This window comes from Arthrobacter rhombi, assembly GCF_039526245.1.
Lineage (GTDB): Bacteria > Actinomycetota > Actinomycetes > Actinomycetales > Micrococcaceae > Arthrobacter_H > Arthrobacter_H rhombi.
In genome coordinates, this window is record NZ_BAAAIV010000012.1 from 275258 (window position 1) to 287432 (window position 12175).

The 12175-nt window shown below is 63.0% G+C and carries 10 protein-coding genes; 7 read left to right on the forward strand and 3 right to left on the reverse strand.

Annotated features, from left to right (window positions below):
• Nucleotides 1-36: 36 nt before the first annotated feature.
• From ABD088_RS11930 to ABD088_RS11945, 4 genes are all read left to right on the forward strand, one after another.
• A complete protein-coding gene (locus ABD088_RS11930; RefSeq protein ID WP_343902155.1) occupies nt 37-972 on the forward strand; it encodes a proteasome assembly chaperone family protein in 936 nt (311 codons plus the stop codon).
• Nucleotides 969-2312, forward strand: coding sequence for an MFS transporter (locus tag ABD088_RS11935; RefSeq protein WP_343902156.1), 1344 nt, complete (start codon nt 969-971; stop codon nt 2310-2312). Before ABD088_RS11930 ends, ABD088_RS11935 begins: the two co-directional genes overlap by 4 nt.
• Nucleotides 2313-2439: 127 nt before the next feature.
• On the forward strand, nt 2440-3573 hold the full coding sequence (locus tag ABD088_RS11940; protein ID WP_343902157.1) for a DUF4192 domain-containing protein: 1134 nt from the start codon (nt 2440-2442) through the stop codon (nt 3571-3573).
• A 253-nt stretch (nt 3574-3826) separates the two neighbouring features.
• Complete coding sequence (locus ABD088_RS11945; protein WP_343902158.1) at nt 3827-5089, forward strand: RNA polymerase sigma factor; 1263 nt, start codon at nt 3827-3829, stop codon at nt 5087-5089.
• 203 nt (nt 5090-5292) lie between these two features.
• Here the strand turns inward: ABD088_RS11945 and ABD088_RS11950 are convergent, their stop codons facing one another.
• Nucleotides 5293-5520, reverse strand: a complete 228-nt coding sequence (locus tag ABD088_RS11950; RefSeq protein ID WP_343902159.1) for a DUF7455 domain-containing protein — start codon at nt 5518-5520, stop codon at nt 5293-5295.
• A gap of 251 nt (nt 5521-5771) precedes the next feature.
• On the opposite strand from ABD088_RS11950, the gene ABD088_RS11955 reads away from it, so the two are divergent.
• Complete coding sequence (locus ABD088_RS11955) at nt 5772-7877, forward strand: DNA gyrase/topoisomerase IV subunit B (protein ID WP_343902160.1); 2106 nt, start codon at nt 5772-5774, stop codon at nt 7875-7877.
• Between the two features lie 12 nt (nt 7878-7889).
• On the opposite strand, the gene ABD088_RS11960 is transcribed toward ABD088_RS11955, so the two are convergent.
• Together ABD088_RS11960 and ABD088_RS11965 are read right to left on the reverse strand one after the other, a co-directional pair.
• Complete coding sequence (locus tag ABD088_RS11960) at nt 7890-8909, reverse strand: M56 family metallopeptidase (protein ID WP_343902161.1); 1020 nt, start codon at nt 8907-8909, stop codon at nt 7890-7892.
• A gap of 29 nt (nt 8910-8938) precedes the next feature.
• Nucleotides 8939-9313 (reverse strand): BlaI/MecI/CopY family transcriptional regulator, encoded by a 375-nt coding sequence (locus ABD088_RS11965; RefSeq protein ID WP_343902162.1) that lies wholly within the window; start codon nt 9311-9313, stop codon nt 8939-8941.
• Nucleotides 9314-9515: 202 nt separating this feature from the next.
• Between ABD088_RS11965 and ABD088_RS11970 the strand changes: the two genes are divergently transcribed.
• The gene (locus tag ABD088_RS11970) at nt 9516-11117 is read left to right on the forward strand and encodes a cytochrome ubiquinol oxidase subunit I (RefSeq protein ID WP_343902163.1); all 1602 of its coding nucleotides are present in this window, start codon (nt 9516-9518) and stop codon (nt 11115-11117) included.
• A 30-nt stretch (nt 11118-11147) separates the two neighbouring features.
• Nucleotides 11148-12170: a cytochrome d ubiquinol oxidase subunit II gene (gene cydB, locus ABD088_RS11975; RefSeq protein ID WP_343902164.1), complete on the forward strand. Its 1023-nt coding sequence runs from the start codon at nt 11148-11150 to the stop codon at nt 12168-12170.
• The last annotated feature ends 5 nt before the right edge of the window (nt 12171-12175 follow it).

A 12175-nucleotide genomic window follows, 5' to 3' on the forward strand; every position in this document is an offset into this window, starting at 1 on the left:
GAGAGTGCATGTCTTGAGTCCCTGGAAGGAGACACCATGCTTGATCCCCTGTCCCTCGTCAGGCTCAACGAAGCGGTCATTGACGATCCCCGCCTGCAGGGCTTGGGAATGGTGGTCTCGTTGGCGGGCCATGCGGATGCAGGCCACGTCAGCCAGCAAGTTCGCCGTGAACTACTCGGCGGGCTTGAATCGGAACTGGTCGCCTCCTTCGACGCCGATCAACTCGTCAACTACCGGGAACGGCGTCCCCATGTCTCCTTGGCTGCCGACCACTTCACTGAATATGTGGCACCAGCCATCGAGCTGTACCGTCTCACGGACGGCTTGGGCACCGACTTCCTGTTCCTCACCGGTTCGGAACCTGACCTGCAGTGGGAACGATTCGCCGCTGCAGTCGTACTGTTGGCTCGCGGCCTGAACATCCGGTTGACGGCAGGCATCGGTGCGGCGCCGCTTCCGGTGCCACACACGCGCCGAATCGGCGTGACCGTCCACGGAAACCGGCAGGACCTCCGAGACGGCATCTCCACCTGGAACCCCTCAGCGGAGATCCCCGCGGCGGCGGCCTACTTGTTGGAAATGCGCCTCGACGAGGATGGGCGCGACGTCGTCGGCTACGACTTGCATATACCGCATTACCTGGCTGACTCGGAATATCCGCAAGCCGCCGTTGCTGCCCTTGAATTCCTGGGTGCCGCGCTCAGCCTCGGCCTGCCCACCGACCAACTCCGCGAGGCGGCCCGGAAGGTCGAGGGACAGATCGCCCAACAAGTCGCAGAAACCCCGGAGATCCAACGCATGGTCTCCTCCTTTGAACAGCGCTTCGACGCCCATGTTCCGGATTCGGAGATGCGCTCATTGTTGCTCCCGCCGGACGAGGACATCCCCGATGGAGACGACCTCGCCTCTGCCGCAGAGGCGTTTCTATCGTCCCAAGCGGCCAGGGGATCATCCGATGAAGGCGGTCAATGAGCAACAAGACCCGGCTCGGGTCAGGTCAAGCTTGGTGGGTATGGGGCGTTGGTGTCTTCGCATATCTGGTCGCCGTCACCCAGCGAACGAGTTTTGGGGTCGCCGGGCTGGATGCGACTGCACGCTTTGACGCCAGTGCCTCGATTCTGGCTACTTTCAGTGTCGTCCAGCTTGTGGTGTACGCGGCATTGCAGATCCCCGTTGGTTTGTTAATCGATAAGTTCGGTTCGCGACGGTTGATCATCTTTGGCGCGGTGCTGATGGCCATCGGGCAAGTGTTGTTGGCACTGGCGACTTCGGTCCCTGCAGGATTGGTCGGCCGCTTCTTTGTGGGCGCGGGTGATGCCATGACGTTCGTATCGGTCATTCGGCTCATCTCCGCTTGGTTTCCTGGTTATCGTGTGCCGATGCTCACGCAATTCACCGGCATGGTGGGACAGCTCGGCCAGCTGCTGAGCCTGGTGCCATTCGTGGCATTGCTGCACTGGGCGGGCTGGACTTCGTCCTTCCTGTCTTTGGCCGCGCTGTGCGTATTGGCCTTTGTCCTGTCCCTGGTGGCGGTACGCGATCAACCGCCCGGGTCTGCGCCACTGCCCTCGGGCCCCCAAGCCAAGTCACTGGCGGTGCTGCGCAGCGCCTGGCGTGAACCGGGCACACGGCTGGGTTTCTGGACCCACTTCGCATTGCAGTTCACGTCCAACGTCTTCCTGCTTGCATGGGGGTATCCCTTCCTGGTCTCCGGACAAGGACTGGATCCCACCTTTGCGTCGGGCTTGATGACGATCTTCGTGCTCGTGGCATTGGTTTTCGGGCCGCTATTTGGTGCCGTCGTCTCCAGGCACCCATTGCGTCGATCGACGCTGGCGTTGGTCATCATCCTTCTGATCTCGCTGTCGTGGGCGGCGGTCTTGCTGTGGCCGGGAACGGCACCCGTGCCACTACTCGTGGTGATGATGGTGCTGGTGGCAGTCGGCGGGCCGGGGTCGATGATCGGCTTTGATTTCGCCAGGACCTTCAACGCGCCCCGGATCACCGGGACGGCCACCGGGATCGTTAATGTCGGTGGTTTCACGGCGGCTCTGGTCAGCGTCTATTTCATCGGGCTCATTCTTGACGTCCAGTTCGCGTTGTCTGGGGGAACCGGGGATCTGTACAACCTCAATGCCTTCCGATGGGCGCTTGCCTTCCAGTTCATCCCGTTGGCCCTCGGCGCGCTCGGGATCATCGTGACCCGTCGCAAGGCCAGGGCTCACCTCGCCGAATCAGGGGTGGTCGTGGTCCCGCTGTTGCAGGCCATCTCCGAAGGTCGCTGGCGTCGGGATGGACGCCGAGGGGCCTGACGGAACGTCTCGTACGGCCCTTTGACTCTCCCCTCACGGAATGCGCGTCCGTCGCGTGGGATGCAGGCTGTCCACATCCGAGTGCCAACTGGCGGATCAAGACGGCGCGGTGGCCCAGCGTGGTTGCATGAACAGCCCACAGGGACAGTTGTCCGTAACCGACGCCGAAGGGGTCCTTTCGCTGGTACCCCACATGCTGGGATTCCACCCGAGGGAGAGCCTGGTCGTCTTGATCACTCAAGGGAACGCCCTTGAAGCGACGCTGCGCATTGACCTTCCCGCAGAGGGAATCGGCCTGACAGCCACCCGCCGGCTGGCACGCCAACTGGTCGACTACATGCGGGCCGCGCCCGACGCAGACGGCGCCTGTCTGGTCATCTACACGGGGCAGCAACGGAAAGCAGATGGGTTGCCGCGCCAGGAATTCATCGATGTAGTCGCCACGCAGCTCCAACGTTGCGGGTACCGAATCGCCGATGCATGGCTGGTCGGGCGCGGAAGCTGGTGGTCCTATTTGTGTAGTGATCCCGCCTGCTGTCCCGCGAGTGGTCGACCTCTGGAGGAGGTGCAGCTCTCCGATGCCAACCTGCGCATGGTCGTCGAGGGCAGTAGCCCGGTGGCCGAGCTCTGGGATGGGTCGTCCGCTGGATCCTGGCCGACGGTAGAGGCCGTACGTGAGGTGGTGCAAGCCCAACGCGAGGCCGGCGACGGGTGGAAGGGGATTATCCGGGGGCTCGAACGCTGGTGCGCTGCGCTAGATCAGGAGCCGGAGGAGCTCTTGAACCGGCTTCGGTCCAACCCCACGGATACGGGCGTCCTGTTGGCGTCGCTGGGGGAACACCTGGTCAGGGACGCGCTGCCGTTCGCCGCTGGAGCCTCAAGCTCTGCAGCCAGACAAGCCCTGGTGGGGCAACTACGTGAGGCAGGTACCAGCGTTCAGCTACGTGACCTCGGCGAGTTCATGTTGGGGCATTCGTCGCGGGCACCTCGTTGGACGTCTCTCGAACGACTATGGGATCTCGGCAGGGGACTCCTCCCTGCTGCCCAAGGAGAGGACCGATGCGCACTCCTATGTATCCTCGCGTGGATCGAGTGGTCCAAGGGGCATAGCAGCGGGGCGCACGCCCTCATCACCACCTGCCGGGCGGAGGAACCGAAATACCGCCTGGCATTGCTCTTGGATGCTTTTTTGGCCCGGGGAATGCTTCCCCGTTGGGCTACGAACCGGGAGACCGCGTGGAGCGGTGGCATCAACGCCTGACAAATGCCGGGGATCGAGGCGAAACGTGAGAGACTTGTACCCGCAGACCCGGTTGGGTCCGTGTCCTTTGAGGGGCTTTCGCCGCTCGCCTGTCATTCCGATTGCGGAACCGGGAACAAAAGGTCGAATGAAGGCGTTGCAACCACTGGACCCTTCATTCTGATCCGCCGTGTGGCGGAACCCGGACTTGACAGGGTCATAGTGGTGTTACCCGTCAGGTGGCACCGCGGTCGATCCGTGAGAAAGGTTATTCGTGCCAGCTTCCAAATCAAGCTCCAAGGCCACCACCAGCCGGGGCAAGAAGCCCGTTTCCGCGGCGGGTTCAGTGGACACAGCCGATGAGACGGACGAGTTGACGCCGCAGCAAAAGGCAGCCAAGACGCGGGCCGATAACAAGGCCAAGAAAGCCGCAGCCTCCGAGGGTGCCGCGAACGACGTCGTTCCGTCGGCCGACGCGGAATCCGACGAGGAAGGCGCAGCTGCAAAGCCCGACGCCGAGAAGTCCGGCGCACCTGCCGATCCGGCCGCGCGCGAAGACGAAGCTCGCGGATTTATCATCACCTCCGATGACGACGATGCACCACAGCAGCAGGTCCTCGTTGCCGGCGCGACTGCCGACCCTGTCAAGGACTACCTCAAGCAAATCGGCAAGGTTGCGCTCCTGAACGCGGAGCAGGAAGTCGACTTGGCCTTGCGTATTGAAGCTGGCCTCTACGCGACCGAGAAGCTCAAGGCCGGTGACGATCTGCCCAAGCGCTTGCGTTGGGACCTGGAACAGGTCGTCCACGACGGCAAGATCGCGAAGAACCACCTGCTTGAGGCCAACTTGCGCCTCGTCGTCTCGTTGGCCAAGCGCTACACCGGCCGCGGAATGCTGTTCCTGGACTTGATCCAGGAAGGAAACCTGGGCCTCATCCGTGCCGTCGAGAAGTTTGACTACACCAAGGGGTTCAAGTTCTCCACGTACGCCACGTGGTGGATCCGCCAGGCCATCACCCGTGCCATGGCCGACCAGGCCCGCACGATCCGTATCCCGGTCCACATGGTCGAGGTCATCAACAAGCTCGCCCGCGTGCAGCGCCAGATGCTTCAGGACCTCGGACGTGAACCCACCCCGGATGAGCTGGCCAAGGAACTCGACATGACCCCCGAAAAGGTCGTTGAGGTGCAGAAGTACGGCCGCGAGCCGATTTCGCTGCATACTCCCTTGGGTGAAGATGGCGACTCCGAATTTGGCGATCTCATCGAGGACTCGGAAGCAGTGGTCCCCGCTGACGCCGTCAGCTTCACGCTGTTGCAGGAACAGCTTCACTCGGTACTCGATACCTTGTCCGAACGTGAGGCAGGCGTCGTTGCCATGCGCTTCGGCCTCACCGACGGCCAGCCGAAGACCTTAGACGAAATCGGCAAGGTCTATGGCGTGACGCGTGAGCGAATTCGGCAGATCGAATCCAAGACGATGTCCAAACTGCGCCACCCCTCGCGGTCGCAGGTATTGCGCGACTACCTGGACTAGAAACATCCAGCAGGTGCCGCGTGCACCTGCTGGATGTCAGGCCGGCTCCCTTCGGAGCCGGCCTTTTCCATGGGGCATTTCCACTGAGCGTTCCTTCCAGCGGAAGGAGCCGGTGGGCCAACGCAAAAAAATGCGGGAACCGTGAGGACACGGTTCCCGCATTTTGGCCTGGACGTCCGGGGAGGAACGATCCCGAGGGGGATCTAGTCCTCGTCGGAGTAGACCGGCTTTTCATGAAGCTTGTCGGTTTCGTCCTGCCACTCGGCACTCATGGGACGGAGCTTTGCTTCGACATCGCGTGCGTGGTGGCCGCAGAAAAGCAGCTCCCCGCCAGAGGTCTCAAGTACCGCTCGCACATATGCCTGTGCCCCGCAGCGGTCGCAGCGGTCGAGCGCAGTCAGTCCGCGTGTTGCCACTGATGTTGCCGTCATGGTGACCTCCTTAGATCTCGTGTACTCCATACAACCAGTTAAAGGGCGGGAATCATCTCGCCATACCTCGACTTTCGCTCACCGCGTACTGATCCGGCCGCATTCGCCCGTTGGCGTGTCGTATGCCACGGCAGGGGCGACGTGCAGGTGGTTGGTGCAAGGGTCAACGGCGCGGGAGACGAAAAATCCCTTTGCCGCGGACTACCGTGGAGAAGGTCCGAATTCCGCCGTCGACAAGGAGCATGTCCACCGTGGCACCGAGTTCTGAGTACAACGCACGTCACCTGTCCGTGCTTGAAGGACTGGAAGCCGTGCGGAAACGCCCCGGCATGTACATCGGTTCCACCGATTCCCGGGGACTCATGCATTGTCTCTGGGAGATCATCGACAACTCTGTTGACGAGGCCCTGGGCGGATTCGGGCAGTCAATCACCGTCATTCTGCATCCGGATGGTTCAGTTGAAATCCACGACGACGGCCGTGGCATTCCTGTCGACGTCGAACCCAAAACAGGGCTCACCGGCGTTGAGGTGGTTTTCACCAAACTCCACGCCGGCGGCAAGTTCGGCGGCGGGTCCTACACTGCGTCGGGTGGCCTCCATGGCGTGGGCGCCAGCGTGGTCAACGCTCTCTCGGGACGCCTGGACGTGCAGGTCGACCGAGGTGGGAAGACCTACCAAATGCAATTCCGCCGCGGCGAGCCGGGGCGGTTCAAGGACACGGGCAAGCCCAAGCCGGATGCCCCGTTCGTGGCGTTCGTGGAGAATTCCGAACTCGACATCGTTGGCAAGGCCAAGCGTGGAGTCACGGGAACGCGGATCCGATACTGGGCTGATCGCCAGATCTTCACTGCCGACGCAAAGTTTTCCTATGAAGAGCTCGAAGCCAGGGCGCGACAGACCGCATTCCTGGTTCCCGGACTGCGCCTCACCCTGCGCGATGAACGCAAGCTGGCAGGAACGGCCAGTGAAAATGGGGCCATCGAGGAAGTGTTCCACCACGACGGTGGAATTTCGGAGTTTGTCGATTACCTGGCCAACGACCCGGCAGTGACCGACATCTGGCGTATCCAGGGGACGGGGACGTTCAAGGAGTCCGTCCCCGTCTTGGACGACACCGGACACAGCCGGGTGATGGAAGTCGACCGCACTTGCGAGGTCGACGTCGCTCTGCGCTGGGGCGTCGGGTACGACACCACGGTGCGCAGTTTCGTGAACATCATTGCGACCCCCAAGGGCGGTACCCACCAGACGGGGTTCGAACAGGCCCTGCTGAAGACCTTCCGCAAGGTCATTGAAGCCAATGCCCGCAAGCTCAAAGCAGGCAATGACAAGATCGAGAGGGACGACGTCACCGCTGGGATGACGGCGGTGCTGACGGTTCGTTTGGCGGAGCCCCAATTCGAGGGCCAAACCAAGGAAATCCTGGGGACCTCGGCGGTGCGGCAGATCGTCTCACGGGTGGTCGAAAAGCAGCTGGGAGCCCGGCTGACCTCCACTGCCAGAGCAGATAAGCAACAGTCCACTTCCCTGCTGGAAAAAGTCGTCAACGAGATGAAATCACGCATCTCGGCGCGCGTGCACAAGGAGACCCAGCGACGCAAGAGCGCGTTGGAAACATCCTCGCTGCCGACGAAGCTCGCGGACTGCCGCAGCGACGATGTCGCGCGTTCCGAACTCTTCATCGTGGAGGGCGATTCGGCCCTCGGCACCGCGAAACTGGCCCGTTCGTCGGACTTCCAGGCCCTGTTGCCGATCCGCGGAAAGATCCTCAACGTCCAAAAGGCGTCCGTTGGTGACATGCTCTCGAACGCCGAGTGCGCCGCACTGATCCAGGTGGTGGGAGCGGGGTCAGGTCGAAGCTTCGATATTTCCGCTGCCCGCTACGGCAAGGTCGTGTTGATGACGGACGCGGATGTCGATGGCGCGCATATCCGGACCCTGCTGCTGACCTTGTTCTTCCGTTACATGCGACCCATGGTCGAGCAAGGACGGGTTTATGCCGCCGTTCCACCGCTGCACCGGGTCGAGGTCATCCATTCCGGTTCGAAGGCCAACGAGATGGTCTACACCTACTCGGAAAACGAGCTGCATGCCGTATTGAAGGACCTTGAATCGCAGGGGAAGAAGTACAAGGAACCCATCCAGCGATACAAGGGTCTGGGTGAGATGGATGCCGAGCAACTGTCGGAGACCACCATGGATCCGCGTCACCGCACCTTGCGGCGCGTGAACATTTCCGACGCCGAGCGCGCCGAGCAGGTCTTCGACTTGCTGATGGGCAGCGATGTTGCCCCGCGCAAGGAGTTCATCATTGCCGGAGCCGAGCGCCTGGATATGGAACAGATCGACGTCTGAGGCCCGCGGGTCTCAGACGAGCAGTCCCGGTGCGACCAGTGCCAATGTGGGGACGACCATCAGGAGCACCGAGGTTCCCATGACCGTGGCCCGCGCCGCGAAGGGGAGCTCCGGTGCGGGGCTGAGCAGACGACGCAAGCGCAGCGAGGACAACTCGCCGCCAGGCACCGCCGCAGCATGCCCGGACCCGGACACCGGCGTCAGAGGGGAAGCTTCACCTGGCCCCCGCGATGGGGTTCTGCCGGCCGTCGGCGACGTGTCACCCGTACCGTCGGACACGCCCAATCCAGCGGAGACCGCAATCAGCGAACGCAACAGGTCTTCACGGGACACCTGGTTCAGCGCTGCGTCGTCGGCCAGCATTTCGATGAGCTCCTGGACTGCCAGCCGCGCCAGCCGCGATGTCGGAAGCCAGGGAAGTGCCTGGTGCCAGGATTCGAAAGCCAACACCAGCAGATCGTGACGCTGGTCGAGGTGGGCGTGCTCGTGCGCGATCACTCCGCGCAGCCCCTCCGCGTCAAGTGAGTCAAGAAGTCCGCGCGAGAGGACTGTGAGTGAGCCGCTGAATCCCGGCAGGCAATATGCAACCGGCGCTTGGTGCTCGACGACGACCGCGCCCGGGATGGAGGGCGACGGGCCACTCAGCAGGGTCAGCAGACGGCGATGCCGGGCACGCTGGCGATTGACCTTGTAAGCGGTGAGCAGCAGCGTGAAGACCAGATGGCCGCCGATCAGCAATGCGGTACTGAGGGCAAAAACGTGGATGACGGTCAACGAGTCAGCGCCTGGTTGACCAGCGAGGACCGCCCAGAATCCCCGGAGGGCGGACAACAGGTCGTCGCCCAGGGGCTCCAGACCCCACACGAGGAATGCGCCGATCATTGACAGGCCACCGGCTAATGCGATCGCCTGCCATAACAACAAGGCAGTGAACGGGGAGCGGGCGGTCCAGCGGACACGCGAGAGCACGACCGGGGCTGGCCACGCCAGGATGATGGCGAGGCCGAGGAGGAGGTAGGAGGCGGTCAGCATGGGACTGGCTGGCGGCTACCGGGCCGCAGCTAAGCGGAAGCCCCGTCGCCAAGGATCCGTCGCAAGGAGGCCAGCTCCTCCGGGGAGATCCCGCCGATGAAACGAGCGAGCACCGCTTCGCGGTCCATGACATTGCCCATGGCTTCGTTCATCAGCTCCACGGTATGTTCCTCGCGGCTTGTCACCGCCCGGTAGCGATGTGGCCGCGTGTCCCTTTCGCGGGTGACGAGCTGCTTCTTCTCCAGCCGGGCCAGCACGGTCAGCACTGTGGTGACGGCCAGTTCCTTACCTTCACTGCCAGCGTCCTGCGCCAGTTTGTCGCGGAGGTCGTTGGCGGTCTGTGCGTCGGCGCTGTCCCACAACAAGTCCATCACCGAGCGTTCGAGGTCGCCGAGAGTTGCCACTGATATTCCTTAGCTAGCCAACGAGAACATGCGCAGAACCGAAGCAGCGAAAGGCCGCCGGCGTTCGGAACGCTGCGCTGATACCAATCTACCCTGAATTTACGAAAGGTTCTACATCGCGTAGAAATGAAGTATTCTACGTTATGTAGAAGTCGGGTTGAGAGATCGACCCGTCGCGTCCTCAGCGTCTGGAAGGTTGCCCATGGACCCCCTCGAAATTGCGCGGTGGCAATTCGGTATCACCACTGTGTACCACTTCCTCATGGTGCCTCTCACCATTGGCCTGGGCATTCTGGTCGCCACCCTGCAAACCATATGGGTACGCACGGGGCGCGAGGAGTACCTGCGGATGACAAAGTTCTGGGGCAAGCTGTTCCTGATCAACTTCATCATGGGCGTGGCGACCGGACTGGTGCAGGAGTTCCAGTTCGGCATGGCCTGGAGCGAGTATTCACGTTTCGTGGGTGATGTGTTCGGTGCCCCGCTGGCGATGGAATCGCTGTTGGCCTTCTTCGTGGAATCCACGTTCCTGGGACTGTGGATCTTTGGCTGGCAGCGACTGCCGCGGCTGGTGCACCTGGCTTGCATCTGGGCCGCGACCCTGGCCTCGGTGTTCTCCGCTTACTTCATCCTGGTGGCGAATTCCTGGATGCAGCACCCTGTCGGCGTCGAGATGATCGACGGGCGGGCGGTCATGACCGATGCCTGGGCCGTTTTCACCAACAACACTGCACTGGTCACCTTCCCCCACACCATCTTCGGGGCCTTTGCCGTTGCCGGCGGGTTCTTGATCGGGATCTCGTGGTTCCATCTGTACCGACGTCGGGCCGCAGGCATCGACACCGTGGATGCCACCGGACACGTCGTCGTCGGGGAAGACACCAGCCGTGGTGCCGGGCGGGACAAGACCGACCATGTGGTGTGGCTGAAGTCGCTGCGCATCGGTGCCGTGGTTGCCATGGTGGCCTTCGCCGGCGTGGCCCTCTCAGGACACGCCCAGGCCCAACTGATGTTCAAGCAGCAGCCCATGAAGATGGCCGCCGCCGAGGCAGCCTGCCATGACGGTACCGGCTTCTCCGTGCTGACCATTGGAAACCTCAAGGGCAACGGTGCCACCACCTGTGATGATGTCGTCGCCGTCTTCGAGCTGCCCGGTCTGCTGTCCTTCCTGGCCAACGATAACTTCACCACCGAGATCCCCGGGGTGAACACGCTGCTGCCGCAGTACCAGGAAAAGTACGGCACCCACCTGCCCGACGACCCGATGTACGGAGACCGCGCCGGCCAGGAGATCAACTACCTGCCCCTGATGGAAGTCACCTACTGGGGTTTCCGGCTGATGATCACCTTCGGCGGGCTGGCGGCCTTTGCCGCGCTGGTGGCCCTCTGGATGGTGCGCAAGGGCACGGTCCCGGAGAGCAAGTGGATCTCACGCCTGGCGGTCTTCGGCATCCTTGCACCGTTCGGGGCGAACTCCGCGGGCTGGATCTTCACCGAGATGGGCCGGCAGCCCTTCGTCGTCGCGCCGAATCCCACGATGGACGGCTCCGTCGACCAGGTATTCATGTACACCGCGGCTGCCGTCTCGCCCGGGGTCTCGGCAGGCGAGATGCTGTTCTCGTTGATCGCACTGACCGCCGTTTACGGGGCTCTGGCAGTCATCGAAGTCAAGATGCTGGTCCGATACATCCGCGGCGGCGTCCCCTCGGCCATGCCCGAACTGGCGGCAGCACCGCCGGGCGACTCAGGTCCGGATGACGACACCCCGAAGGGCGACGGCGATGTGCTCGCCTTCGCCTACTAGCCCGGTCACGACAACGAGAAAGGAACACTGATGGATTTCCTCCCCACCCTGTGGTTCGTGATCATCGCCTTCTTCTGGGCCGGGTACCTCTTCCTCGAGGGATTCGACCTCGGGGTGGGCATGCTGATGAAGCTGCTCGCCCGCAATGAACGCCAACGCCGCGTGTTGCTGAACACTGTCGGACCCGTCTGGGATGGCAACGAGGTCTGGCTGATCACCGCCGGTGCCGCCACCTTTGCGGCATTCCCCCTGTGGTACGCCTCGCTGTTTTCCGCGCTCTACATCCCCCTGGTCCTGGTACTGGTCGCCTTGATCTTCCGGGCCGTCTCCTTCGAGTACCGGGGCAAGGCCCACCGCCAATCCAGCCGCAATGCCTGGGACTGGGCGATCTGCCTGGGCTCGTTCACCGCGGCCTTCGGCGTGGGGGCGATGCTTGGCCTGACCACCACCGGTCTTCCACTGGACGCCAATGGCGACCGGGTCGGAGGTGCCTTCGCGTGGCTCAATGGCTACGCGGTCCTGGGCGGACTCGCGGTGGTGGCGTTCTCCCTCGTCCACGCATTGGCCTTCGTGGGCCTGAAAACCGACGGTGAATTGCGCGAACGGGCCCGGCGGCTCATCGGGCGCTGGATGCCGTTGGCGTTGCTGCCGATGGCCGCGTGGGCCATTCTGGTCGTGGTGCCTGCCGCCCAGCCGATCCCGGTGGTCCTGCTCGTCGTGGCGGTCCTCGGGGCGGTGGCCGGCTGGTTGGCCAACCGGCGGGGTGCCGAAGGCTGGTCATTTGCCGCATCGGGGCTCTTCCTCGTCGCCGGGGTGGCCTCCATCTTCGTGGCGGTGTTCCCGGTGGTCCTGCCGTCGACGCTCGATCCGGCGTTCAGCCTGACCGTCGCGAACGCCTCTTCGAGCCCGTACACGCTGGGGCTCATGAGCGTCATTGGTGCCTTCGGCATCCCGCTCGTCCTGCTCTATCAGGGCTGGACCTACTGGGTGTTCCGCCGTCGCGTCTCCGAGGCACACATCCCCGCAGCCCACGCAGTGACCCCGGTGGTGTAACCAGA